This window comes from Streptomyces sp. NPDC093598, from assembly GCF_044764825.1.
Classification (GTDB): Bacteria; Actinomycetota; Actinomycetes; order Streptomycetales; family Streptomycetaceae; genus Streptomyces.
On sequence record NZ_JBIWIV010000004.1, the window covers coordinates 59,854 to 84,353 of the forward strand.

Sequence of the window (24,500 nt, forward strand, 5' to 3'; positions counted from 1 at the left end):
GGATGACGAGTAGGACGGACGTTCGGTTGCGATCAGTCGGCGCGTCCGGCCGGGTGCCGTACGTGCAGGTGCCCTTCCTGGGGCCAGGCGGGCGGTTGCGCGGGCAGGACGGCGGAGAGTGCGTAACGGCTCTTTTCCGCCACCCGGCAGGAGGCCGTGTTGCCCGCCTGGTGGCGGAGGACGAGGCGGGTCAGGCCGTCGCGGGCGAAGGTCGTGAAGGCCCAGTCGGACAGTGCGTGCAGGGCGCGCGGCGCGATGCCCCGGCCGCGTGCGCGCGCCACCGTCCAGTAGCCGACCTCGGCGGACGCGGCGCCGGGGACGACGTCCTTGAGGACCACGTGGCCGGCCAACAGCCCGCCGGCGGCGAGGGGATGGACCTCCTCGACGGCGAACGCGAAGCGGCTGCCCCGCTCCCATCCATGCCGCTGCTCCCGCAGCCACCGCGCCGCACTCGACTCGTTGTCGACGGCGAAGGACGTCCAGCGGCGCAGGGCCTCGTCCCCGCTCAGTTCGGCCAGCCCGGCCGCGTCCGCGAGGTTCCAGGGGCGCAGGACCAGGGCAGGGGCCGTCGGTGTCGCGTCTGCCAGGAGCCGGGTCGTGGTGTCGGGCACGGGGTGATCGTACGGTGACCGTCGGCCGCTCTCAGAACAGGCTCAGCAGTGCCTCCGCCGGGTCCGTCAGGCTCGTGTCGCCTCCGGGCAGGGGCAGTTCGAACCACACCGTCTTGCCCCGGGGCGTGCGGCGGGAGCCCCACGCGGCGCTGAGGAGGCCGACGAGCTGGAGGCCGCGGCCGCCCTCGTCGGTGTCGCGGGCGCGGCGGCGGCGGGGCTGGACCAGGCCGGAGTCCCAGACCTCGCAGACGAGGGTGCGGTCGAGCAGGAGGCGCAGGCGGATCTCCCCCTCGCCGTAGCGCAGGGCGTTGGTGACCAGTTCGCTGACCAGCAGTTCCGTGGTGTCGACCAGGGGCTCCATGTCCCAGGCGAGCAGCTGGGCGCGCGCGTACTCGCGAGCCCGGCCCACGCTGCGGGGCTCACGCGGCAGGGTCCAGTCGCCGACGGATTCCGTGGGCAGCCCCTGGACACGTGCCATCAGCAGCGCGATGTCGTCCTCGCCGTGATGGGTGTCGAGGGTGTTGAGGACGTGGTCGCAGACGTCCTCCAGCGGCTGGGTGGGGTCGGCGAGCGCGCTGACGAAGGCCTGGAGGCCCTCGTCCAGGGGGTGGTCGCGGCTTTCGACCAGTCCATCCGTGTAGAGCGCGAGCAGGGCGCCTTCGGGCAGTTCGACCTCGACCTCCTCGAAGGGCTCGCCGCCGACGCCGAGCGGCATACCCGGCGGCACGTCGAGCATCAGCGCCGGCTCGCCGGGTTCGACGAGGACGGGCGGCAGGTGGCCCGCGTTGGCGAAGGTGCAGCGCCGGGTGACGGAGTCGTAGACGGCGTAGACGCAGGTGGCGAGGTACACCTCCGAGAGGTCCGCCTCGCGGGGGCGGCGGGCCGCCCGGGTCGCCTGCTGGACGCCTCCGGGGGCGCCGAGGCCGCGGGCGATCTCGTCCAGCTGGGAGAGCACCTCGGCCGGTTCGAGGTCGAGCTGGGCCAAAGTGCGCACCGCTGTGCGGAGTTCGCCCATGGCGACGGCGGCACGAAGACCGCGGCCCATGACGTCGCCGACGACCAGCGCGGTGCGGTGCCCGGGGAGTTCGATGACGTCGAACCAGTCCCCGCCGACCTCGCTGGGCCGGCCGGTGTTGGCGTTGCCGGGCAGATAGCGGCAGGCGATGTCGAGGCCGGAGGCCTCCGGGTCGCCGGGCGGGAGCAGGGACCGTTGCAGTATCAACGCGCGTTCGTGCTCGCGCCGGTAGAGGCGGGCGTTGTCGATGCACACCGCGGCACGGGCGGCGAGTTCGACGGCCAGATCGCGGTCGCGGTCGCCGAACGGCTCGCTGCCCTTCGTGCGGGCGAACTGCACGAGTCCCACGACGGTGTCGTGGGCGACCATCGGCACGGCCAGCGTGGACTGCACGAGCCCGCCGTCCTCGCCCGGCACGGTCTGGGGGCGGGCCGTGCGCAGGGCGTCCGCGCAGGGCGAGTTGAACGGGTAGTGGTGGACGGCGCCGACCGCGACGGGCACACCGGTGCCGGCGAAGGGCGCGTCGGACACGGCGCTGGCGAAGGCCACACGGCGCAGTTCGGCGCTGCCGTCGGCGAGCCCGGGCGGGGTCTCGTCGCCGACGAGCAGGCCCTGGTAGAGGTCGACGGTGGCCAGGTCGCAGAAGCCGGGGACGACGACGTCGAGGAGCTGACGGGCGGTGGTCTCCAGGTCGAGGGAGTTGCCGATGCGGGCGCCCGCCTCGTTCAGCAGGGCGAGATTGCGCCGGGCGGCGGCGGCCTCGCGGGCGGCGGCGCGCCGGGCGGTGATGTCGGTGCCGAGCCAGGCGATGCCGATGGGGCGGCCCGAACCGCTGTGCACCCGGTAGAGGTTGACGGACCAGTGGCGGCGCTCGTCGGAGCCCGGCACGAAGCCCGTGACGTGCATGTCCGTGATGGAGTTGCCGCTCTCCAGCACGCGCCGCAGGGTCGCGGCGACCCGCTCGGCCTCGCCGCGCTGGAGGTAGTCGTGGACGCCCTTGCCACGGTGGTCGTCGGGTGCGCCGCCGAAGATGGAGGCGAACCGCTGGTTGGCGCGGCGGACCCGCAGGTCGGGGTCGATCAGCAGGAAACCGAACGGGGATTGACTGAAAATGGCCTGCGAGGCGGCGAGGTCGGTCTCGATGCTGCGCAGGGTGCGCACGTCGACGACGATGCAGACGGCGGCCTTCTCGCCGTCCTCGGTGCGCGTCGGCATGACGTACACCTCGGCGAGCCCCTCGTGGCCGCACTCTCCCTCGACGCCCTTCGGCATCCGGAAGGGAACCACGCCGGTCCACTCGCGGCCGTCGAGGATCTCGGCCATCTTGCGCATGCCGCGTTCGCGGTCACGCGGGTCGATGAACGTCTCGATGGGGTCCATGCCGACGGCGCGGTCGGCGGGGATGCCGAAGAGGTGCTCGGCGCGCAGGCTCCACTGGTCGACCAGCCCGTCGGGGCCGATGGAGAAGGACGCGACCTTGATGTAGTCGTAGATGGATCCGGGGGGACTGCTCTGCCACATGGCGTCCCCGGAGCCCACTCCGTCGGCCGCGAGCGCACCTCCCACCGCGGAGGCCAGGCCGTCGGCAGCCCTCGCCCTCGCGACCTCCGACGGGTCCTCGGACTCCGTGGCCTTCGCTGGTATCTCGCTCACGCGAACCGTCCCCTCCAGCTCACCGCGCCCGGCACCGGTCACCGGGGGCGGCTGCCCGCAGTATCCAGCACTACGGTGCCGCACAACACGGTGTTCACGATCACAGCACGGTCCCGATGGTTTTCGGTCCGGACCGTGACAACACTTCCAGTCTTCTAACCAGGGGACACCTCGTCGAATCCCGTCCGCCGGCAACCGCCACTGGCCTGAACCAATCGCTCTACAGCGGTAAGACGTACGTACACCGGATTTTCACTCCGGTACCGCGAGTTCGAACCACACCGTCTTGCCCGTGGCGCCGGGCCGGGTGCCCCAGCGGCGGGAGGAGGAGGCCACCAGGTGCAGTCCGCGCCCGCTCTCGTCCTCCAGGCGGGCGGCGCGCTCGCGCGGCGGGTCCGGCAGCGGGTCGGAGACCTCGACCAGGAGGACGGCGCCCAGGCCGGAGGGGCGGACCAGGCGGACGCCGATGGGGCCCGTGGCGTGCCGCAGGGCGTTCGTGACCAGTTCGCTGACCAGCAGTGCCGCGAGATCCGCGAGACTGTCGAGGCCCCAGTGGCGGAGTTGGGCGCGGACGGCGTGGCGGGCGGTGCGCACGGCGCCCGGCTCGGCGGGAAAGGTCCACCCGGCGCAGTCACCTTCGGTGTCGATCACGCCGATCACTTCCCGGGGCAGGAGCCCCACCCATGTCTGGTTTGATGGGGTTAATGGGCACATACCCGATATCCGGGGCGGAGTACCGCGCGGGGCAGCGCACGGTGACACAAAAGGCGTAGGGGGCGCCCTCACGGCACTCCGGCCGGCGCCGCACGCCCCCGGCCGGCTTCAGGCGCCGGGCTCCTCCCGCACCCCCGGGACCGGGCGGCGAGACGGGGAGCTTCCCGCGACGTCCAGGTGCGCGAGGGCCTGCCGTACGGCCGGGACGTCCTGGTCGAGCCAGTGCACGTCCCAGATCTCGTCGGGGCCGAGCCAGCGCAGCTCGTCGTGGTCCTCGAGGGGCGCGGGAGCGGCGGAGCCGGGGCGCAGCCGGGCGGTCCACACGTGCAGGACGTACGGCGGCCTCAGGGGCCACTCCCCCGGGACGCGGCCGCCCACCTCGGCGTCGACGCCCAGTTCCTCGCGCAGCTCCCGCGCGAGCGCCGCGTCGGCCGTCTCCCCGGGCTCGACCTTGCCGCCGGGCAGCTCCCAGCGCCCGGCCAGCTCGACGGGGGCACTGCGCCGGGCGGCCAGCAGCTTCCCGTCCTCGACCAGCGCGGCACCTACGACGATCCGCTCACTCATGCCGGGAGCCTACGGGAACACCGCCGATCGCCGGGGCCCCTCCCGGAGCCCTCGCCCGCGGCAGCCCGCGGCAGTCAGTCGTGCATCACGGCCGACCCGTTCTGACCGAGCCGCTCGACCCAGTACAGCTGTTTGTGGCCGCGACCGTCGAGGCTGTCCGCGATCTTCTGGGCCTCGGCCCGGGTCGCGTACCGGCCCACGCGGTAGCGGTTGCCGTTGTCGTCCTCTCGTATCACGAGCCAGGGAAGAGTGACCGTGCTGTCGTTCATCGCGCCCCTCCACTTCCCACCCGCGGCCTGTGCCGTGCCCCACCCGCCAAGGAAACCGCAATGCGCATATGCCCGAGCCTACGCCTAACCTTCACGGAGCGAATACGGCTTTTCACAAAGAGGTACGCAACCAGCCAGAACGCGGGGGCGCACGCCGATGAACGCGCCGTCCGGGTACACCTGCGCAACCCGTCGCAGGCATACCGCACACACGGGCGTCGACCTGCGTGAACGACGGCCGGCTACGGGACACGCGCCACCCGCGCCCGGGACGGTCCGCACGGCGGTGGTGTGAGCGGGGCGCGCGAGGAGCGCGCCGCGGGGCGGATGTGAGCGTTCGCTACTTGACCGGAAGGTGGTAGGCGACCCGGTACCGATCGGCCGGGATGACCACGTCGGCCGTCTCCACCGGGCGGCCGGAGGCGTAGAACGTGCGCTGGATGACCAGGACCACATGCCCCGGGACGCCACCCAGGACGAGCAGCTCCTCGGCGAGGCCGGGCCGGGCGCCGACCTCCTCCGTGACGTTGTCCACGATCACGTCGATGGCGCGCATGCGCTCGACGACGCCCATGCCGCCGACCGGCCCCTCCTCCGGCAGCATCACGGGCGTACGCCCCGTCACGGCGAGGGGCTCCCAGGAGGTGGAGAGCATCATCGCCTCGCCGCCCTCCCGGTACAGGTACCTCGTGGACATGACCCGCTCGCCCGGCTCGATGCCCAGCCGCTCGGCGACCGCGACACTCGCCTCGGACTGCTCGCTGCTGGACTCCCAGGTGCCGCGCCCCTCGCCGTCGGCCTGCTCCTGGCGGAACGCGGTGGCCCCGCCGGTCGGGCGGAAGCCGGAGCGGGAGATGCGCCGGGGCACGGGCCGCTCGCGCACATACGTCCCCGAGCCGGAGCGGCCCTCGACCAGGCCCTCCGCCATGAGCACCTTGCGGGCCTCCAGCGCGACGGTGTCCGAGACCCCGTACTCCTGGCGGATTCTGGCCTGGGAGGGGAGGCGGGTGTGCGGTGGCAGCTGACCGTCGACGATCTTCTGGCGGAGATCACCCGCGACGCGCAGGTACGCCGGCTGCTCACCGAATGTCACTGGCCGCTCCCATCAGGTTGTACAGACAGCAACAGCGTGGCAACCGTAGGTTGTGCGATGCAAGCAAAGGCCAAAGAATCACTCGATGTGATGACATGGCGGCCCTGAGGGCTTTACGCAGGCACTTTCTCCCCGCTATAGCCGCCGTCACACCTGCGCTTCGGAGTCCGGGCTCTCGCCCTCCTCGGAGGCCGGCGGGGTCGTCGCCAGCCCGAGGGCCTTGCGCGCCGTGACGGTGGCCGGCCCGTCCACGGACCCGTACGCCTTGTCGTAGTGCGTGTAGTACGCGTCCGCGTCACCGGCGGTGCTCGCCCTCCGCCACTCCTCCCGGGCGTCCTCCAGGTCCTCGACGAGGTCGGCGACGGGTGTGCGGGCATCGGACGGCCAGGGGTGGCCGCGCAGGGCCTCGATCTGCTCGCCGAGCACGTCGTGGACCTGCGCGGCCCAGGCCCGGTGGGCGGCGAGATCGTCCTCGGGAGTCGTCTCGGGCTCTTCGTAGAGCGCCGTGTCGAGGGCGTTGGCCGTCGACAGGAAGACGACCTGGTCGGTGTCGAAGGTGGTGGGGTCGCCGCGCAGGGAGCCGGTCAGCTCGGTCCCGGCCTCGGTGCCGCCGAAGATGCAGGTGATCGCGCGGTCGCCGTAGCGCCAGCTTTCCCGGGACGGCATCAGGTAGTACACGTCGACATCGGCCGGCATCGCCCAGGTGTCCATCGCGTACTGATCCTGGAGGGCGTAGCACTTCTCGTCGGCGATGTCGGTGATCCTGGTGTCGCCCGGGAAGGCGCCGCCCGGCAGCGTGACGACCGCGAACACCTCGCCGTCGTGCCGGCCCTCGCACCGCACCCGGTCGACGTCGTAGGTGTCGCCCTCCAGGCCGCCGGGCGCGTCGAAGCAGTCGCCCTTCTCCAGCGACAGGCTCTCGTTGCCCTGCGCGCCGTCCTTGAGGCCCTCCCAGGCCTTGGACACGGCCCCCGTGGACAGCACCACCGCCCACAGCACCATCCCGACGGACGACAGGACCGCACCCGCGATCGCCATGCCCCGCCCGCTCTGCCCGGACCGCCGGATCTGCCGCAGCGCGATCAGCCCCAGGACGAGCCCGGCGGCGGGCAGGAAGCAGAGCACACCGAGCACGAGGGCGGCGACTGCGAGCGCGTTGACGGACACGGGGGTGCCGTAGGGGTGTCCGGTGGGACCGTAAGGGCCGTGTGTCCACTGCCGGTCGGCGGGAGGCGGGCCGTACGGGTCCTGGGGCCGCTGGTTCCCAGGGGGCGGGGGTATCGACACGGGTACGGTGCTCCTGGCTGAGGCGGTGGGCGGGGATCCGTCGTACGGCTGGGCGCATCGTAGGCGGCGGGGCGGCGGGGGCGGAATGCGGGCGATGGGCACGGCGGTACAGGCGGCGAACCGGCTGACGGCCCGCTGGGCGTCAGGGGCTCGCGCGGGCACGGTGTTCTCGGCGGCGGGGGTCTGGCCGCTGCTGGCGCTCCTCGCAGACGGGGCGGCGGGCGCGGCTCGCGAGGAGCTGGAGGAGGCGCTGGGCCTGCCGGCCGGTCAGGCGGGTGTGGTGGCGCGGGAGTTCCTGGGAATGCTGACCGAGATCGACGGCTTGTCGTCCGCCCTGGGGTTGTGGACCGCGCGGTTCGTGGAGCTGCGCGAGGAGTGGGCGGCGGGGTTGCCGGTGGGGGCGCACGGGGTGCTCACCGGGGATCCGGCGGCGGACGGGCGGGCACTGGACGCGTGGGCCGCTGAGCGGACCGGTGGGGTGATCGAGCGGGTGCGGGCGGAGCTGCTGCCGGATACCTCCCTGGTGGTGGCGACTGCACTGGTTCTGGGGGCGGACTGGGAGGTGCCGTTCGAAGGGCATCTCGCCAGCTGGCTCGGCCGCCATGACCGGGCGGGGCTCGTGCGGGAGGTTGCTGACCTCGACAGCGTCGCGGTGGCCCGGGCCGGATCGGGAGCCGTCACGCGGGTGGTCGTGCGCGGAGTGACGGGAGTCGACGTCCACCTGCTGCTGGGCGCGGAGCGGATGGGGCCGGGTGAGGTGCTGGGCGCCGGGACGGGCCTTCTGGCGGGAGCGCTGGACGCGGTGCCGGGCAGTCGGCTGCCGGAGGGTGAAGCCGGCCCGGGCCTGCACGTCTTCACGCGGCGCACCCACACTCCCGAGCCGCCGTCGCTGGCGCTGTTCACCGTGGAGTTCACCCTGCGGGCCGAACACGATCTGCTGGCCTCGCCCGACCTCTTCGGACTGACCACGGCCGCCCGCGACACCCCGGGCACCGCCCCCTTTCCCGGCGTGAGCGGCACGCCACTCGTCCTGGACTCCGCGCGGCAGACCATGACGGTCACTTTCAGCGCCGAGGGTTTCAAGGCGGCGGCGGTGACGACGACGGCCGCGCTCTACCGAGGCCGGTCGCCGGAGGAGCCGCCGTACGAGACGACCAGGGCGATGGCCTGCTTCGAACGCCCCTTCGCCTTCCTGACGGTCCACCGGGAGACCGGACTGGTCCTCGCGGCTGGGTGGGTCACCGATCCCACGCCGTTCCTGGAGGACGGGGGCGGCTCCGTGCCGGACGCGTCGGCGGACTGACGCCGGCCCGTCCACCCCACCGTGAAGCCGCCGTCGGTCGCGCCGTCCAGCCTGTCGGCCCGAGTTGCCTCGGCGGCGTAAAGGGACGCGCTCCGTCCCTGTCGTCCGGGCGGCCGGCCCGAGTGGCCTCCGGGGGTGCCGGGGGGGTTACGCCCTGCCGTTCGCTGACCGGCCTGGTTGCCGCCCGTGGAGTGTCTGCGGCGATTTACGGGGCGCCAGATGAAGCCTGCCGGTCCGTGCAGGGCCCTTGTGCAATTCCTGTGGAGGCCTCAATCTTTCGCTGACGCACAGGAGTAGCCGCTGACTTGACATGGTCATGACCCACTGGCCTCATCGGCGGCGACCGACGGGCGTGCACCACACCCCACAGCGCACCACCGATCGAGGAGGACCCCTCAGATGGCAGTGATGCGTACTCCCCACAGATCCACCCGGCGCAGACTGGCCGCGCTCGGCGCGACGGCCACCGCGGCGCTCGTCGCGAGCCTCGTCTCCGCCCTCCCCGCCGGCGCGGCCCCGGTCGCGGCCGAAGGGCGCATCCAGTACGAGGGCGCCGCGAACGCCGTCGCCGACAGCTACATCGTCACCCTGAAGACGGAGAAGGCCGGTTCCGCCGAGGGCCGCGCGCTCGCGCACAAGTACGGCGCCGACATCGAGCGGACGTACACCAAGGCCCTGAACGGCTACGAGGTCGAGGCCTCCGAGTCCGAGGCGAAACGTCTCGCCGCCGACCCGGCCATCGCCTCCGTCGTGCAGAACCGGACGTACACCATCACCGGAACGCAACCCAGCCCGCCGTCCTGGGGCCTGGACCGCATCGACCAGAAGAGCCTGCCGCTGAACAGCTCGTACACCTACCCGGACTCGGCCGGCGAGGGCGTCACGGCGTACGTCATCGACACCGGCGTCCGCATCACGCACGGCGACTTCGGCGGCCGCGCCTCCTACGGCTACGACGCCGTCGACAACGACAACACCGCCCAGGACGGCCACGGCCACGGCACGCACGTCGCCGGCACCGTCGCCGGGAGCGCCTACGGCGTCGCCAAGAAGGCCAAGGTCGTCGGCGTCCGGGTGCTGAACAACTCCGGCCAGGGCACCACCGCCCAGGTCGTCGCCGGCATCGACTGGGTCGCCCGGAACGCGGTCAAGCCCGCCGTCGCCAACATGTCCCTCGGCGGCCCCGGCGACACGGCCATCGACACGGCCGTCCGCAACGCCATCACCTCCGGCGTCACCTTCGTGGTCGCGGCCGGCAACGAGTCCACCAACGCCTCCACCCGGTCCCCGGCCCGCGTCACCGAGGCCGTCACGGTCGGCGCCACGACGTCGAGCGACGCCAAGGCGAGCTACTCCAACTACGGAACAGTCCTCGACCTGTTCGCACCCGGCTCGTCCATCACCTCGGCCTGGAGCACGAGCGACTCGGCGACCAACACCATCTCCGGTACGTCGATGGCGAGCCCGCACGTCGCCGGCGCCGCCGCCCTGCACCTGGCCGCCAACCCCACGGCCACGCCCGCGCAGGTCTCCGCCGCGCTGACGTCCGCCGCCACCACCGGCGTCGTCACCAGCCCCGGCACCGGATCGCCCAACCGGCTCCTGTACGTCGGCGGCGGCACGACCACCCCGCCCGGCCCGCGCTTCGAGAACACCGCCGACCAGGCCATCGCCGACAACGCCACCGCCGAGTCCCCGGTGACGGTCTCCGGCGTCTCCGGCAACGCCCCTTCGGCCCTGGCCGTCGAGGTGCACATCGTCCACACCTACATCGGTGACCTCCAGGTCCAGCTGATCGCCCCCGACGGCACGGCGTACACGCTGAAGTCGTACGGCACCGGCGGCAGTGCCGACAACATCGACACCACGTACACCGTGAACGCCTCCTCGGAGGCCGCGAACGGCACGTGGAAGCTGCGGGTGAGCGACAACGCCCGCTACGACACCGGGCGGATCGACGCCTGGGCGCTCCAGTTCTGACCCGAACCGCGGAAGGGGGCCGGGCCGGCGACGGCCCGGCCCCCGGCCGTTGCGTCGCACGGGCCTCGGGTCTCACCGCGGCAGTCGAGAGGTCAGCCGGAGCCCCGGCGCAGGAGAACGAGTTCCGCGTTCACCTCGGCGAGGAACCGGACGGTCATCGTGCCGATCGGCTCGCCGTCATCCTGCTGATCCTGATGCTGCTGCTGCGTTCCCTGCTGGTGCCGGTGCTGCTGGTCGCGACGGACCTCCCCGAGCGCCCTGGCCCGCCGGCCCCCGCAGCGGGCCGACGCCGCTACGCCCTCCGGCTGAACCGTCGCCGGCGCCCGTGCCGTGCATCCGCCAGGGGCGCCGAGCCGGAAGTGTTCGCGTCAGGGCCGGCCGTGATCCGGCAGCACGGCGAGAGTGCCGGAGGACGGAGGCGCGACCATGACGACGGACGGGCGGCAGCTGCACTGCCTGGTCACCGGGGCGTCCGGTTACATCGGCGGGCGACTGGTGCCGGAGTTGCTGCAGGAAGGCCATCGCGTCCGGTGCCTCGCCCGCTCCCCCGGCAACCTCCGCGACCACCCCTGGGCGGCGCACGCCGAGACCGTCCGGGGGGACGTCACCGACCCGGAGTCGGTCGCCTCCGCGATGCGGGGTGTCGATGTCGCCTACTACCTGGTGCACGCCCTCGGGTCCGGTTCCCGCTTCGAGGACACCGACCGCGCCGCCGCCCGGATCTTCGCCGAGCAGGCCCGGGCCGCAGGTGTGCGGCGGATCGTCTACCTCGGCGGGCTCACGCCCCGTGACGTCCCCGAAGGGTCGCTCTCCCCACATCTGCGCTCCCGGGCCGAGGTGGGAGAGATCTTCCTCGGCTCCCCCGTGCCCGCCACAGTGCTGCGGGCCGCCGTCGTCATCGGCTCGGGCTCGGCGTCGTTCGAGATGCTGCGCTACCTCACCGAACGCCTGCCCGTGATGGTCACCCCCAGCTGGGTGCACACCCGTACGCAGCCCATCGGGGTACGGGACGTGCTGCGCTACCTCGTCGGGTCGGCGACCATGCCGGACGACGTCGACCGGGCCTTCGACATCGGCGGGCCGGACGTCCTCACCTACCGGGACATGATGCTGCGCTACGCCGCCGTGGCCGGGCTGCCGCGGCGGGTCATCGTGCCCGTCCCGGTCCTCACCCCACGGCTGTCCAGCCACTGGGTCGGCCTCGTCACCCCGGTGCCCGCCTCCCTCGCCCGGCCGCTGACCGAGTCGCTGCGGCACGAGGTGGTCTGCCACGAGCACGACATCGCCCGGTACGTGCCGGACCTCCCGGGCCGTCCGCTGCCGTTCGACGAGGCGCTGGCCCTGGCGCTGCGCCGGGTGCGTCAGGCGCAGGTCTCCACACGCTGGTCCTCGGCCTCGGTGCCCGGGGCGCCCAGCGACCCGCTGCCCACGGACCCGGACTGGGCGGGCGGCAGCCTCTACCAGGACGAGCGGCAGCGGCCGGTCGAGGCGCCCAGGGAGGCGCTGTGGAGGGTGGTCGAGGGCATCGGCGGCGACAACGGCTGGTACTCCTCCCCGCTGGCCTGGGCGGCCCGGGGCCGGCTGGACCGGTTCGCGGGCGGGGTCGGGCTGCGCCGGGGACGGCGTGATACCGAGCGCCTGAGGGTCGGTGACTCGCTGGACTTCTGGCGGGTCGAGGAGATCGAACCGGGTCATCTGCTGCGGCTGCGCGCCGAGATGCGGCTGCCCGGCCTCGCCTGGCTGGAGATGTACGCCGAGACCGACGACGAGGGCCGCACCCGCTACCGGCAGCGGGCCCTGTTCCATCCGCGCGGCCTGCTGGGCCACGCCTACTGGTGGGCCGTCGCCCCGTTCCACTCCGTCGTGTTCGGCGGCATGGCGCGCAACATCGCCCGGGCCGCGTCCGACGGCACGGGCGGAGGCCGGGGCCGCTCGCGCTACCGGCGGGACCGCGAGCGGCGAAGTGTCCGCCGGCACCAGACGGAATCCGCACCACCGCACCAGGAGTGACGCCATGACCGTCGCGGTCGTCCTGTTCACCTCGGACCTGCGTCTGCACGACCATCCGCCCCTGCACGCCGCGTTGAACTCGGCGGACGAGGTGGTACCCCTGTTCGTCCGCGACCCCGCTGTCCACGCCGCCGGTTTCGACGTGCCCAACCGCGCGGCCTTCCTCGCCGACTGTCTGGCCGACCTCGACTCGGAGCTGCGCGGGCGCGGCGGACGGCTGGTCGTGCGCACCGGGCCGGTCGCCCGGGAGGTCCGCGCGGTCGCCGCCGCGTGCGGTGCCGCGGAGGTGCACATGGCCGCGGGGGTGACCGGCTTCGCCCACCGCCGTGAGGAGCGGCTGCGCAAGGGACTCGACGCCGACGGTGTCGCGCTGCGGGTGCACGACCGCGTGGTCACCGCCGTCGCGCCGGGGGCCGTGACACCGCTGGGCTCCGACCACTTCGCCGTGTTCACCCCCTACATGCGGCGCTGGTCCAAGGAGCAGCTGCGCGACCCCCTGCCCGCACCGCGCGCGGTGCGGGTGCCCGCCTCGGTGCGCGGCGAGGAGCTGCCGTCCCGCGCGGAGGTGGCGGGCCTGTCCCCGGAGCTTCCGGCCGGCGGGGAGACGGCGGGGCGTGACAGGCTCGCGCGGTGGACGGACGCCGGCCTGTCCCGGTACGAGGAACGGCACGACGACCTGGCCGGTGACGCGACCTCGCGCCTGTCGCCCTACCTCCACTTCGGGGCGCTCTCACCGGTGGAGGTCGTACGGCGGGCCCGGGAGCAGGGCGGAGCCGGGGCGGAGGCGTTCGTCCGTCAGCTGTGCTGGCGCGACTTCCACCACCAGGTCCTCGCGGCCCGGCCCGAGGCGTCCGTGCAGGACTACCGCACCCGTGGCGACCGGTGGCGCGGCGAGGACGAGGCCGCCGAGGACATCGCCGCGTGGCGGGAGGGCCGCACCGGCTACCCGGTGGTCGACGCGGGCATGCGCCAGCTGCGCCACGAGGGCTGGATGCACAACCGGGCCCGGCTGCTGGTGGCGAGCTTCCTGACCAAGACGCTGTACGTGGACTGGCGGATCGGTGCCCGGCACTTCCTCCGGTTCCTGGTGGACGGCGACCTCGTCAACAACCAGCTGAACTGGCAGTGGGTCGCCGGCACCGGCACCGACACCCGCCCCGACCGCGTCCTCAACCCCGTGCTCCAGGGCAAGCGCCACGACCCGGACGGCGCCTACGTACGCCGATGGGTGCCCGAACTGGCGGACGTCGGCGGCGCCGCGGTGCACGAACCCTGGCGGCTGCCCGACGACGTGCGGGCCCGGCTCCGCTATCCCGCGCCGCTCCTCGACCTCGGCGAGGGCCTGGCCCGCTTCCGGCAGGCCCGCAGCCGCGACTGACAGCCCGGCCCCGCGCCGCATCCGAAACACCGCCCCCGGTGGAAGCACTGTCGTGCGGATGACCGGAAGCGAGAAGGGGTTGCGCATGCTTGGACCGCGGCCGACGGTGGCCGGACCGGCGGAGGAGAACCACGCCCCGCTCACCGCTCCCGGGGCCACGCGCGCCGTGGAGTGCGTCCTCGAACGGGTGCTGGACACGCGACTGCGGCAGGCCCGCGAGACCGACGCGGTGTTCGCCCACGACATGGCCGACCGCGTCGCCGCGTACGTCCGGCGGGGTGGCAAGCGGCTGCGTACGGCGTTCGTCTGGTGCGGCTGGCGGGCCGCGGGCGGCTCGGGCGACACCGACGCCGTCCTGCGCACGGGGGCCGCCCTCGAACTGCTCCAGGCCTGCGCCCTGATCCACGACGACGTGATGGACGGATCACCGCTGCGCCGGGGCGCACCGGCGATGCACGTGGACTTCGCCCGGCACCACCGGGCCGGACGGACCGGCGGGTCCGCCGAGTCGTTCGGGACGTCGGCCGCCGTGCTCGCGGGCGACCTGGCGCTGGCGTGGGCGGACGACCTGCTGACGGAGACGGCGCTCGCCGCGCCGCACGGCTCGCGGCTGTACGACGAGTGGCGGGCCATGCGCACCGAGATGGTCGCCGGGCAGTACCGCGACCTGCGCGCGCAGGCGAGCGGCTCGTCCGGCGCCGAGGAGGCACTGACCATCGCGGTGCTCAAGAGCGCCCGGTACACGGCCGCACGGCCCCTGGCGCTGGGCGCGTCGCTGGCCGGCGCGGACGCACCCGCCCTCGGCGCGCTGCGGGCGGCGGGCCGGTGCGCGGGGCTGGCCTTCCAGCTGCGCGACGACCTCCTCGGTGCCTTCGGCGACCCGGCGCTGACCGGCAAACCTGCCGACGACGATCTGCGCTCCCGCAAGCTCACCCCGCTTCTCGCCACCGCCGTCCGGCTCGCCGACGCCACCGGCGACCGGGACGCCGCCGCCGCGCTCGCCCCGGGTGCGGGCGCCCGTCCGGAGCACACCGTCGAGCGGATGCGGGCGGCGCTGGAGCGGACGGGTGCCCGGGCCGAGGTGGAGGCGAGGATCGCGGAGCTTTCGGCCGCCGCTCTGCGGCACTTCGATGCCACCGGCGCCGCGCCCGGAGTGCGGCGGGAGTTCGCCGCCCTGGTCGAGCGTGCCGCGGGCGTCGCCCCGCGGCACGCGGAGGAGCTCGTATGAGGACGGTGACGGGGCCGACCGACCATGTCGTCGTGGTGGGCGCGGGCTTGTCCGGCCTGGCGTGCGCCCTGCATCTGCTGGGCGCGGGGCGCCGGGTCACGCTCGTCGAGCGGGACGCCGGGCCGGGCGGGCGGGCCGGGCGCGTGCGGCTCGGCGGCTTCCTGGCGGACACCGGGCCCACCGTGCTGACGATGCCGCATCTGGCCGACGAGGCGTTCGCGGCCGTCGGCGAGAGCCTCGGCCGGCACGTCGAGCTGATGCCCCTGCACCCCGCCTACCGGGCCGGTTTCGCGGACGGGACCTGGCTCGACGTGCACACCGACGGCGACGCCATGGAGGCGGAGGTGCGGCGCTTCGCCGGACCGGCGGAGGCGGCCGGCTACCGCAGGCTGCGGGAGTGGCTGGAGCGGCTGTACCGGGCGCAGATGCGCCGTTTCATCGACACCAACTTCGACTCGCCGCTCCAGCTCGCGCACCCGGATCTGGCCCGTCTGGCGGCGCTCGGCGGCTTCGGGCGGCTGGACGGCCGGATCGGCCGCTTCCTCTCCGACGCCCGGCTGCGCCGGGTCTTCTCCTTCCAGGCCCTGTACGCCGGGGTGGCACCGGCCCGGGCTCTCGCGGCCTACGCGGTGATCGCCTACATGGACACCGTGGCCGGTGTCTGGTTCCCCAAGGGCGGCATGCACGCGCTGCCCCGCGCGATGGCCGACGTGGCGGCCGGTGCCGGTGCCGAGCTGCGCTGGTCGGCCGAGGTGAGCGCGCTGGAACGCTCGGGAGGCCGGGTACGGGCCGTCCGGCTCGCCTCGGGTGAGCGCATCCCGTGCGACGCGGTGGTGCTGACCTGCGAACTGCCCGCCGCGCACCGGCTGCTGGGCCGGACGCCCCGGCGACCGGTACGGCTGCGGCACTCGCCGTCCGCGGTGGTCCTGCACGCGGGGACCGACCGCACCTGGCCCCACCTCGCCCACCACACGCTGTCCTTCGGCGCCGCGTGGGAGCGCACCTTCGACGAACTGACCCGCTCGGGAACGCTGATGAGCGACCCGTCGCTGCTGATCACCCGGCCGACCACGCACGACGCCTCCCTGGCGCCGCCGGGCCGCCACCTCCACTACGTCCTGGCGCCCTGCCCCAACACCCACGTCGGCCCCTCCGCCGCCGCCTGGCGGGAGCTGGGCCCGCGCTACCGCGACCGCCTGGTCGCCGAGCTGGAACGCCGCGGCCTCGACGGCTTCGCGGACAGCGTCGAGGAGGAACTTCTGGTGACCCCGCTCGACTGGACGGGCCAGGGCCACGCGGCGGGCAGTCCCTTCTCCGTCTCCCACACCTTCGCCCAGACCGGCCCCTTCCGGCCGCGCAACCTCGTACGCGGACTGGACAACGTCGTGCTCGCGGGCTGCGGGACCACGCCCGGGGTCGGCGTACCGACCGTGCTCATCAGCGGGAAGCTCGCCGCCGCCCGCGTCACCGGGGGCCGCACCCGGGTGGCCCGGGCGGGCCGGCCCGCGGACCGCCTCCCGCCCACCCCGACCGGAGCAGGTGCCCATGACCCGTCGTGAACTGGACGCCGCCGGGATCACCGACCCCGGCCTGCGCGCCGCCTACGGCCGGTGCCGGCAGCTCAACGCCCGGCACGGCCGGACCTACTTCCTGGCCACGCGCCTGCTGCCGCTGGAACGCCGCTCGGCCGTGCACGCGCTGTACGGCTTCGCCCGCTGGGCCGACGACATCGTCGACGACCTGGACCGGCGCATGACGTCAGACGAGCGCGACCTGCTGCTGAAGCGGCTGGAGGGCGATCTCGTCCACGCGCTGCGCACCGGTGGCGGGACCGAGCCGGTGGTGCGGGCCGTGGCCGACACCGCCGACCGCTACGGCATCGAGGTGACCCTGTTCGCCGACTTCCTCGCCTCGATGCGCGCCGACCTGACCGTCACGGACTACCCGACCTACGCCGACCTGCGGGCCTACATGCACGGCTCGGCCGCGGTGATCGGCCTGCAGATGCTGCCCGTGCTCGGCACGGTCGTCCCGCGCGAGGAGGCGGCACCGCACGCGGCGGCCCTCGGGGTGGCGTTCCAGCTCACCAACTTCCTGCGGGACGTGGGCGAGGACCTGGACCGCGGTCGCGTCTACCTGCCCGCGGACCTGCTCGCCGCCCACGGCGTGGACCGGCCGCTGCTGCACTGGAGCCGGCGGACCGGTCGCCGCGACCCGCGCATCCGGGCGGCCCTCGTCGCGGCCGAGGCCCTGACCCGGGAGGTGTACCGGACGGCACAGCCGGGCATCGCGATGCTCGACCCGAGGGTGCGCCCCTGCATCAGCACCGCGTTCACGCTGTACGGCGGCATCCTCGACGCGATCGCGCGGCACGACTACGCCGTGCTGCACCGCCGCGCGGTGGTACCCCGGCGGCGGCGGGCGGCCACCGCCGCGGCCGGTGTCCTGACGATGGCCGGCGCGCGGTGGCACGCGGCGCCCGCGGCGGACCGCGCCGCACTGGAACGGAGAGGACCGGGTCGTGGCTGACCGGGCGGACAAGGCACGCTGGACCTCACCGCTGCGGCGGCGCCGCGGCCCCGGCTGGGCGGAGCAGACGCCGACCTGGCGGGCGGCCCGTCCGGCGCTGATCGCCGACACGCTCAAACGGGCGTCCGCCCGGCCCTCCGGCAACTGGTTCGTGGTGGGCGCCTCCCGGGACGTGCGCCCCGGCACCCCCTACGGCAGGACCGTCGGCGACGTCGAGGTGGTGCTGTGGCGCTCGCGGTCGGGTGACCTCCGGGCGGGCCCCGGCGTCTGCCCGCACCTCGGTGCTCCGCTGCGGGACAGCCGGGTGGTGTGCGGCACGCTGGTGTGCCACTGGCACGGACTGGCGCTGGACGGCTCCGCGTTCGCCGGCTGGCAGCCGTACCCCGCCCACGACGACGGGGTGCTGGTGTGGGTCCGGCTGGACGCGGTCGGCGGTGAGGAACCGTCGGAGCTGCCCGTCGTTCCGGCGCGTCCCGCGGAGGGCACCGGGGTGGACGCCGTCTTCACGGCGGTCGGGCGGTGCGAACCGCAGGACGTGGTGGCCAACCGCCTCGACCCGTGGCACGGGTCCTGGTTCCACCCCTACTCCTTCGTCGATCTGACGGTCGTGAGGGAACCCCGCGGCGATGAGGGGGGCGACGAGGACGACGCCTTCGTCGTCGACGTCTCCTTCCGGGTGGCGGGCCGTCTGGTGGTGCCCGTCCGGGCCGAGTTCACCGCGCCGGAGCCGCGCACCGTCGTCATGCGCATCACCGACGGCGAGGGTGCCACGTCCGTGGTGGAGACCCACGCCACGCCGCTGACCGGCGCGGACGCGGACCGGCCGCGGACGGCCGTGATCGAGGCGGTCGTCGCCGCTTCGGACCGGCGCGGCTTCGCCCTGGCCCGGGCCGCCGCCCCCGTGCTGCGCCCCCTGATGCGGCACACCGCCGGGCGTCTGTGGCGCGACGACCTCGCCTACGCCGAGAGGCGCTGGGCGCTGCGCAGCACCGGGCGCTTCCCCGGGTGAGGTGACCCCGCCGGAAGGGGACTCGCGCGCGTCGTCCCGGGCCCGTCCGGCGGCCGGGCGTCACCGGCGCGCCGGTCGTCCCGCGAGCGCGCCGAGTGCCCGCAGCACCGGGGAGCGGCCCGCCCGCGGCACGGTCCACAGCACCTGGCCGCGGACGCCCCACCCGGCGAGCAGGGCGTTGGCCGCCAGGAAGCCGGTGGTGGCGGCGCGTTCCATCAGCGCCACGGGCAGGTCGCAGCGGAGTCCGTCACCGGCCAGTGTCAGCCACGGGTGGGGGGTCCGTACGGTGGGGCGCCGGTGGTGGGTGCCGACCGGGAAGAGCGGGCAGTCCGAGCGCCACTCGTGCCGGGCGTCGACGACCCGCGCCTCACGGGTCTCCGGGTAGACCCGCCGCAACTGCCCCAGCAGCGCGTCCTGCACGCTCTCGGGGTCCGCACCGGGGCTGACGGCGTAGGCGTGCAGTTCCACGACCGAACCGGTGTTCTTCGCGGCCCAGCGGGCGGCCTCGCCCTCGTAGCGTTCCAGGACGCTGATGTTGTCCAGGCCGTCGTAGCCGCTGGTGCCGAGGAACCCGGGGCGGTCGGCGCGGACCGGCCGGTCGAGCCAGAGCCGTGAGACGAGGAACGGCGGGGCGGTGCGCAGGGTGGCGATGCCGTCGCGCCAGGGGGCGGTGCCCAGGCCGGGCGAGCCGGCGACGACCTGGCGCAGGCCCCCGGTGTCGAGGGCGAGCACCACCGCGTCGTGCCGGTCGGTTCCGGTGCCGGTGCGCACCTCGGCTCCTCCGGCACCGGCGGGGTCCACGCCGTGCACGGGTGTGCCGGTGCGGACGGTCGTGCCGAGTCGCTGGAGGTAGTCGCCGAGCGGCTCCCACAGGGCCTGCGGGAAGGGCTCGTCGGGCACGTCGAAGAGCAGCCCCTCCGAGGAGCCGAGGAAGTAGATGTGGAACATCAGCATCAGTTCGGCGGCGGACAGTTCGCGCGGGTCGGCGAAGAAGCTCCGCGAGAACACCTCGAACGCCAGGTGGTGCGCGGCCTCGGGGAAACGGACGCGTTCCAGGAAGGCGGTCGCGCTGACCTGGTCGAAGCGGGCGTACACCTCCGGCACGCGTACGTCCAGGAGCGGCAGCGCCGCCCGGGCGTCCAGGGCGGTCAGGTCGCGCCAGCCGAAGGTGGGGCTGAGGGCGACGAACCCGAGGGCGCTGAGGGGCGGGGTGCGCGGGACGCGGGCGAAGCTCTCGGTCAGTCCGCCGCTGTGCCGCAGGGGGTAGTCGGGCAGCGGGGTGAGGCGGGCCAGGGCGGGGTCGGTTCGGCGCAGCAGGCCGCGCAGGTTGTAGTACTGCCGGAAGAAGGCGTGGAAGCCGCGGCTCATGGTCACCTCGGAACCGTCCGACAGGCGGGTGCGGTGGCCGGCGAGGCGTCCGCCCAGGGACTCCTCCCGTTCGTAGAGACTCACCCGGGCGCCGTGTTCGGCCAGTGCGGTGGCCGCGGCGAGTCCGGCGATGCCGCCGCCCACGACGGCGACGGACGGCGCGTCCGAGCGTGCGAACCGGTCCCGGCCGGGCGCGGGCACCAGAACCTCGGCCTTGCGGTCCCGGCCGCGCCGGGCGACGCTGCGGGCGCTCACCGGGCGGCGTGACTCACCTCCAGGGTCGGCGGTGCGGGCGCTCACCGGGCGGCCTCCCCTGCCTCGGCGGAGCCGTTGCGGGCGACGAACGTGTGCGTGATGCCGGTCTGCCATCCGGCGAGGGGGAGGGCGCGCACATCCGTGAACCCGGCCCGTGTCAGCCGCCCGGTGAAGGCGGAGGCGGTGTCGAAGGCGAGGACGCTGCGCCACAGGTGCCGGTACAGGGCCCGGTCACCGGTGAGCGTGCCCGCCGGGATGATCACCCCCAGGCACACGGCCGTCCACAGGGCGCGGTGCGCGGGCGAGCCTTGAAGGCTGTACTCGTGCACGGCGAGGCGCCCGCCCGGCCGTAGCAGAGTCCGCACCGTGCCGAGGACGCCGTCGGGGTCGGAGACGTTGCGGAACAGGTAGGCGGCGAAGACCGCGTCGAAGGGCCCTTCGTCGGTCGTCGTGAGTTCCTCGGCGCTCAGGTGCAGGAAGCGCACGCCGTCGGGCCACGGCTTGGCCAGCGCCTGGCGCAGCATGCCCGCGGAGGCGTCCACCGCGGTGATCCGTGCACGGGGCGCGGCCCGCAACAGCGCGCGGGTGGAGGCGCCGGTGCCGCACCCGAGGTCGAGGAGATGCAGTCCGGCCCCGTCCCCGGGGAGCCTCAGTCGGCGGGCCGAGCGCAGCAGGTCGGTGCGGTAGCCGGGGTTGAGGCCGGTGAGACGGTCGTAGGTGCCGGACGCGTGGTCGAAGGCGCGTGCCAGGTCGCGGTCGTGCAGCAGGGTCATCGGGCGTTCTCTCCGGTTCCTGGGGCGGGATGGGTGCGGCGGGGCAGGAAGGGCACTTCGAGCGCGGTGCGGAGCATCGGGCCCACCGGGGTGCGCAGTCCGATGCCCCACTCCTCCCGGACCGTGGTGGCGCCGTCGAGGAAGCGCAGCAGGCGTTGCGCCGGTGTCCGGCGGAACAGGCCGGTGAAGAAGGCGGGGCCGTCGATCCGCCCGGTGTCCAGGGCCCGCAGCAGCACCGCGTCCATGGCGAGCGCCCGCCGCCCGTGCGGTCTGGGCACGGTGCCGCGGCCGTCCCGCAGGGCATCGGCGATGGCCCGGCTGTGCCGCTGTACGGCCGCGAAGGTGTAGCCGGTCGCGGGCCGGGTGGCGCCGCCCGCCGTCCCGATGCGGAAGACGGCTGCCCCGGTGCGCCGGGGGAAGCGGGCGTCGGTCATGGGGATGACGCCCTGCTCGGCCTTCTCCACGGTGAACTCGCCCAGGCGCAGCACCGCGCGGGCGTAGTGACCGAGCGCCGCCTCGTAGCTCTCGGTGGTCAGCGGGGTCCGGGAGAACTCCGTGTACTCGACGAGCGCCCGGTCCGGGGCCAGCGGCAGGACGTAGCCGAAGGCGAGCCCGTGCCGCGGCTGGGGCACCCGGAAGTCCATCAGGTCGGCGACCGCCGGATCGAACCGGTCGGTGCGGGTGCGGAGGAACCAGCCGCGGAAGTGCTGCAACAGCCGTGTCCGGGCCGGTGGCAGGGCGGGCAGGGGCCGCGAGTCGAACACGTACCGGCAGCGCAGGGTCAGCGTCCGGCCGCCGGGTGCCGTGCAGCGGACCTCCGCGCCTCCCGGTGTGTCGCGCACCGTGTCCGCCGTGGCGCGCAGCACTCGCCCGCCGGGCGAACGCGCCAGCCGCGCGTGCACCAGCCGTTCGAACGCCGTGGAGCGCACCATGCGGTAGCGCGAGGGGGCCGGATCGACGGTGAGCGGGGTGCCGTCGGGGCCGTGCACCCGCAGCAGGGGCCAGGTGGCGGTGACCGCTTCGTCGAGATCGCCGTCGCCCTGGTCCCAATAGCACCAGGTCCGCTCCGGCGGACGTGCGGGACCGTCCGGCGGCTCCACCACGGTCACGGTCGCGACGCCGGTCTCGACCAGCCGGTACGCGAGACTGAGACCGGCGGCACCGCCCCCGACGACCACCACGTCCGAGGTGCCGGCAGGCTCCCGGCTCACCGGGCCCAACCACGCGCCGCCCATCTCCACACCCACGCTCCCGGCCACCCGGTCGACTGCGTTCTGTCCGTTCACCGCTTCGGGCGGACGGCCGTGTTCGGATGCAGCGCGGCCGGAGCCGGGCGGCCACCCCCCCTAGGGGGTGTCCGCAAAGTCGCGTCGTTCGCCCGGAGGGCGGGCCCCGCGGCGTTCGGTGCGTGCTCTCGGCGTGCCGGGCGGGCACCCGCGTACTGGTTGTACTTGGGTGTTCGCCCGGTGCGGCGAGAGTGCGTGCCGGGCGTCGCGGGGCAGGCGGGACTTTGCGGACACCCCCTAGCGCGACACGACCGACTCCAGAACCGCGACGGCCTCGGCCAGCCCCGTCGGACGTGGCAGGCCGGTGACGGACCGGCCGGCCCAGCCGGGCCCGATCGTCAGGACGACCGGCTTGCGGCGGGCACCCCGCACTCCCCACTCCATCGCGGCCACGTGCTGGGCGAGCGGCCGGCTGGCGGTCGTCCTGGACTGCGCCCACAGCCCCACCGCCGCCGGTCCGGTTCTGCGTACGGCCGTGACGAGCGACTCCACGGGCAGGGCGCCGCCGAACATCCGCACCGGCAGACCGCGTTCGGCGAGCGCGGCGGCCAGCACCTCCAGGGGCAGGGTGTGGTTCTCCCCCGGCACGCAGGCGAGCACCGTGGTGGCGCCCGGGCGGTCGGCGGCCGCGGGCGGGGCGCCGCGCCGCAGCGCGCCGGAGACGTGCCAGGACAGGAAGTGCTCGACCTCGACGTACTTCTCCCCCGAGCTCTCCCATTTGCGGCCGACCGCCTGGAGGGTCGGCATGATGACCTCGGTCCAGGCGGCGACCAGTCCGTGCTCGTCGATCGCGGCCTCGAGCAGCTCGTCCAGGGCGGCCGCGTCCAGGCGCAGAGCGGCACGGGCGATGCCCTTGCATTCCTGACGCACATCACCGAGGCGCAGCCCGCTGCCCGCCCGGCTGCGGGCGCGTGCGCGGGCGGCCGGTCGCGGTGCCGCGTCGGCGGCCCGCCGGCCCGGGGCCGTCGCCGATGGCGTCTCCGGGGGCGCTTGGGCAGTCCGCCCCGCCCGGGCCGACTCCGGGAGCGCCTGGGCGGCCGGCCCGGCCGGGGCCGCCTCCGGTGTCGCTTCGCCGAGCACCGTGCGCGCCGCCTCGGCGGGCGGTATCCCGGTCGCCGTCAGGGCGCACATCCGCTCCAGCCGTGCCACGTCGGCAGGGGTCCACCGCCGGTGCCGGCCACCGGTGTGCGCGTCGGGGCCGAGGCCGTAGCGCCGGTCCCACGTACGGACCGTGGTGGGTGCCACCCCCAGCCGCCTGGCCACCTCCCCGGTGGTCAGCCCGCCACCGAGCGGCGCGCCCTCGCGTCCGCGGCCCTCGCCGTCCCGTTCGTGTACACCCATACCTCCGACTGTACGACGCACAAACGACGCATGTTGAGATGCGTCGTTTGTGCACCGAACACTGGCTTCGAGCGCATGGTCGCGGCCGTCACGGCGCGACCGGTGCGGTTCGGCAGACGGCCCTCCGTCCCCGCACGACGCACTGCAGGAGGAACCAGGCCATGATCACGAACACACGACTCACCGCCCCCACCGCGCCCACGGAGGAAACGCGGTACGAGGAGGAGCTGGCCCGTGGCCTCGTCGCCGCCGACGAGGAGGCGTTCGCCGCGATCTACCGGCGATGGGGCTCACTCGTCCACACCATGGCCACCCGACTGCTCGGCGACACCTACGAGGCGGAGGACGTGACCCAGCAGGTCTTCCTCGGCGCCTGGCACGGCCGGGCCGGATTCCGCCCCGAACGGGGTCCGCTCGGCGCCTGGCTGGTCGGCATCACCCGCCGGAAGATCGTCGACGCGCTGGCGGCCAGGACGAGGCGTCTGACCCTCATCGACTCGGCCGGCCGCGACGCGGACACCACCGGGCCCGACGAGACGGCCCCGGACCGTGTCCTGGACCGGGTCCTGCTCATCGACGCCCTGGCCCAGCTGCCACGCCATCAGCGGGAAGTGCTGTGCATGGCCTTCTACGAAGACCTGACCCAGGCGCAGATCGCGGACCGGACCGGCATGCCCCTGGGCACCGTCAAGAGCCACGCCCGCCGCGGCCTGCACCGGCTGCGCATGGTGCTCGAGCAGCCCCCGGTCCCCGGCACGGACCTCCGGCGGTGCCGCCGTGACCGCATCCACGACGGCCCCCGCCCCTGAAACAGGACCGAGACTCCGCACCGTA

20 protein-coding genes are annotated in these 24,500 nt (G+C 74.3%); 9 read left to right on the top strand and 11 right to left on the bottom strand.

Translation table 11 applies throughout. The features are described 5' to 3' along the window. Positions 1–32: 32 nt before the first annotated feature. The 7 genes from ACIRDU_RS15465 to ACIRDU_RS15495 form a co-directional block, all read right to left on the bottom strand. Positions 33–611 (bottom strand): GNAT family N-acetyltransferase, encoded by a 579-nt coding sequence (locus ACIRDU_RS15465; RefSeq protein ID WP_403579168.1) that lies wholly within the window; start codon positions 609–611, stop codon positions 33–35. A gap of 31 nt (positions 612–642) precedes the next feature. Further along, positions 643–3,279 carry a SpoIIE family protein phosphatase gene (locus ACIRDU_RS15470; protein WP_403579171.1) on the bottom strand — a complete coding sequence of 879 codons (2,637 nt, stop codon included), beginning with the start codon at positions 3,277–3,279 and terminating at the stop codon, positions 643–645. 252 nt (positions 3,280–3,531) lie between these two features. Beyond that, positions 3,532–3,993 (bottom strand): ATP-binding protein, encoded by a 462-nt coding sequence (locus ACIRDU_RS15475; protein WP_403579173.1) that lies wholly within the window; start codon positions 3,991–3,993, stop codon positions 3,532–3,534. Between the two features lie 108 nt (positions 3,994–4,101). Further along, on the bottom strand, positions 4,102–4,557 hold the full coding sequence (locus ACIRDU_RS15480) for a (deoxy)nucleoside triphosphate pyrophosphohydrolase (RefSeq protein WP_403579176.1): 456 nt from the start codon (positions 4,555–4,557) through the stop codon (positions 4,102–4,104). 74 nt (positions 4,558–4,631) lie between these two features. Beyond that, on the bottom strand, positions 4,632–4,826 hold the full coding sequence (locus tag ACIRDU_RS15485) for an SPOR domain-containing protein (RefSeq protein WP_403579179.1): 195 nt from the start codon (positions 4,824–4,826) through the stop codon (positions 4,632–4,634). A gap of 340 nt (positions 4,827–5,166) precedes the next feature. Beyond that, complete coding sequence (locus tag ACIRDU_RS15490; protein ID WP_403579182.1) at positions 5,167–5,919, bottom strand: GntR family transcriptional regulator; 753 nt, start codon at positions 5,917–5,919, stop codon at positions 5,167–5,169. A gap of 147 nt (positions 5,920–6,066) precedes the next feature. Continuing rightward, entirely contained in the window at positions 6,067–7,206 is a 1,140-nt protein-coding gene (locus ACIRDU_RS15495) for a DUF4190 domain-containing protein (protein WP_403579185.1), read from the bottom strand. A 94-nt stretch (positions 7,207–7,300) separates the two neighbouring features. Here ACIRDU_RS15495 and ACIRDU_RS15500 point away from each other — a divergent pair, with 94 nt between their 5' ends. The 8 genes from ACIRDU_RS15500 (at position 7,301) to ACIRDU_RS15535 (ending at position 18,643) form a co-directional block, all read left to right on the top strand. Next, entirely contained in the window at positions 7,301–8,509 is a 1,209-nt protein-coding gene (locus ACIRDU_RS15500) for a serpin family protein (RefSeq protein ID WP_403579188.1), read from the top strand. 399 nt (positions 8,510–8,908) lie between these two features. Next, positions 8,909–10,489: a S8 family peptidase gene (locus tag ACIRDU_RS15505; protein ID WP_403579191.1), complete on the top strand. Its 1,581-nt coding sequence runs from the start codon at positions 8,909–8,911 to the stop codon at positions 10,487–10,489. Between the two features lie 426 nt (positions 10,490–10,915). Beyond that, positions 10,916–12,499: an SDR family oxidoreductase gene (locus ACIRDU_RS15510; RefSeq protein WP_403579193.1), complete on the top strand. Its 1,584-nt coding sequence runs from the start codon at positions 10,916–10,918 to the stop codon at positions 12,497–12,499. Between the two features lie 4 nt (positions 12,500–12,503). After that, positions 12,504–13,877 (top strand): cryptochrome/photolyase family protein, encoded by a 1,374-nt coding sequence (locus ACIRDU_RS15515; protein ID WP_403579196.1) that lies wholly within the window; start codon positions 12,504–12,506, stop codon positions 13,875–13,877. An 85-nt stretch (positions 13,878–13,962) separates the two neighbouring features. Next, the gene (locus ACIRDU_RS15520; protein ID WP_403579198.1) at positions 13,963–15,105 is read left to right on the top strand and encodes a polyprenyl synthetase family protein; all 1,143 of its coding nucleotides are present in this window, start codon (positions 13,963–13,965) and stop codon (positions 15,103–15,105) included. Further along, on the top strand, positions 15,102–16,664 hold the full coding sequence (locus tag ACIRDU_RS15525; protein WP_403579201.1) for a phytoene desaturase: 1,563 nt from the start codon (positions 15,102–15,104) through the stop codon (positions 16,662–16,664). The genes ACIRDU_RS15520 and ACIRDU_RS15525 overlap by 4 nt, the downstream gene beginning before the upstream one ends. Further along, on the top strand, positions 16,651–17,634 hold the full coding sequence (locus ACIRDU_RS15530; RefSeq protein ID WP_403579203.1) for a phytoene/squalene synthase family protein: 984 nt from the start codon (positions 16,651–16,653) through the stop codon (positions 17,632–17,634). Before ACIRDU_RS15525 ends, ACIRDU_RS15530 begins: the two co-directional genes overlap by 14 nt. Further along, positions 17,627–18,643, top strand: coding sequence for a DUF5914 domain-containing protein (locus tag ACIRDU_RS15535; RefSeq protein WP_403579205.1), 1,017 nt, complete (start codon positions 17,627–17,629; stop codon positions 18,641–18,643). Before ACIRDU_RS15530 ends, ACIRDU_RS15535 begins: the two co-directional genes overlap by 8 nt. A gap of 60 nt (positions 18,644–18,703) precedes the next feature. Here ACIRDU_RS15535 and ACIRDU_RS15540 read toward each other — a convergent pair whose 3' ends face one another. The 4 genes from ACIRDU_RS15540 to ACIRDU_RS15555 all read right to left on the bottom strand — a co-directional run bounded on the left by ACIRDU_RS15540 (position 18,704) and on the right by ACIRDU_RS15555 (position 23,666). Then, a complete protein-coding gene (locus tag ACIRDU_RS15540; RefSeq protein WP_403579207.1) occupies positions 18,704–20,380 on the bottom strand; it encodes an FAD-dependent oxidoreductase in 1,677 nt (558 codons plus the stop codon). After that, on the bottom strand, positions 20,308–21,039 hold the full coding sequence (locus ACIRDU_RS15545) for a class I SAM-dependent methyltransferase (protein ID WP_403579209.1): 732 nt from the start codon (positions 21,037–21,039) through the stop codon (positions 20,308–20,310). Before ACIRDU_RS15545 ends, ACIRDU_RS15540 begins: the two co-directional genes overlap by 73 nt. Beyond that, a complete protein-coding gene (locus ACIRDU_RS15550; RefSeq protein ID WP_403579212.1) occupies positions 21,036–22,250 on the bottom strand; it encodes an FAD-dependent oxidoreductase in 1,215 nt (404 codons plus the stop codon). Before ACIRDU_RS15550 ends, ACIRDU_RS15545 begins: the two co-directional genes overlap by 4 nt. Positions 22,251–22,562: 312 nt before the next feature. Further along, complete coding sequence (locus tag ACIRDU_RS15555; protein WP_403579215.1) at positions 22,563–23,666, bottom strand: MerR family transcriptional regulator; 1,104 nt, start codon at positions 23,664–23,666, stop codon at positions 22,563–22,565. Positions 23,667–23,827: 161 nt separating this feature from the next. Here ACIRDU_RS15555 and ACIRDU_RS15560 point away from each other — a divergent pair, with 161 nt between their 5' ends. Beyond that, on the top strand, positions 23,828–24,475 hold the full coding sequence (locus ACIRDU_RS15560; RefSeq protein WP_403579218.1) for a sigma-70 family RNA polymerase sigma factor: 648 nt from the start codon (positions 23,828–23,830) through the stop codon (positions 24,473–24,475). Positions 24,476–24,500: the final 25 nt, after the last annotated feature.

What these genes read in the sequence shown, in the direction of transcription:
- ACIRDU_RS15505 (WP_403579191.1), top strand. Translation starts at nt 8,909, where the DNA reads ATGGCAGTGATGCGTACTCCCCACAGATCCACCCGGCGCAGACTGGCC.
- ACIRDU_RS15555 (WP_403579215.1), bottom strand. Translation starts at nt 23,666, where the DNA reads ATGGGTGTACACGAACGGGACGGCGAGGGCCGCGGACGCGAGGGCGCG.
- ACIRDU_RS15520 (WP_403579198.1), top strand. Translation starts at nt 13,963, where the DNA reads ATGCTTGGACCGCGGCCGACGGTGGCCGGACCGGCGGAGGAGAACCAC.
- ACIRDU_RS15510 (WP_403579193.1), top strand. Translation starts at nt 10,916, where the DNA reads ATGACGACGGACGGGCGGCAGCTGCACTGCCTGGTCACCGGGGCGTCC.
- ACIRDU_RS15480 (WP_403579176.1), bottom strand. Translation starts at nt 4,557, where the DNA reads ATGAGTGAGCGGATCGTCGTAGGTGCCGCGCTGGTCGAGGACGGGAAG.
- ACIRDU_RS15475 (WP_403579173.1), bottom strand. Translation starts at nt 3,993, where the DNA reads ATGTGCCCATTAACCCCATCAAACCAGACATGGGTGGGGCTCCTGCCC.
- ACIRDU_RS15515 (WP_403579196.1), top strand. Translation starts at nt 12,504, where the DNA reads ATGACCGTCGCGGTCGTCCTGTTCACCTCGGACCTGCGTCTGCACGAC.
- ACIRDU_RS15485 (WP_403579179.1), bottom strand. Translation starts at nt 4,826, where the DNA reads ATGAACGACAGCACGGTCACTCTTCCCTGGCTCGTGATACGAGAGGAC.
- ACIRDU_RS15560 (WP_403579218.1), top strand. Translation starts at nt 23,828, where the DNA reads ATGATCACGAACACACGACTCACCGCCCCCACCGCGCCCACGGAGGAA.
- ACIRDU_RS15530 (WP_403579203.1), top strand. Translation starts at nt 16,651, where the DNA reads ATGACCCGTCGTGAACTGGACGCCGCCGGGATCACCGACCCCGGCCTG.
- ACIRDU_RS15525 (WP_403579201.1), top strand. Translation starts at nt 15,102, where the DNA reads ATGAGGACGGTGACGGGGCCGACCGACCATGTCGTCGTGGTGGGCGCG.
- ACIRDU_RS15500 (WP_403579188.1), top strand. Translation starts at nt 7,301, where the DNA reads ATGGGCACGGCGGTACAGGCGGCGAACCGGCTGACGGCCCGCTGGGCG.
- ACIRDU_RS15540 (WP_403579207.1), bottom strand. Translation starts at nt 20,380, where the DNA reads ATGGCAGACCGGCATCACGCACACGTTCGTCGCCCGCAACGGCTCCGC.
- ACIRDU_RS15545 (WP_403579209.1), bottom strand. Translation starts at nt 21,039, where the DNA reads ATGACCCTGCTGCACGACCGCGACCTGGCACGCGCCTTCGACCACGCG.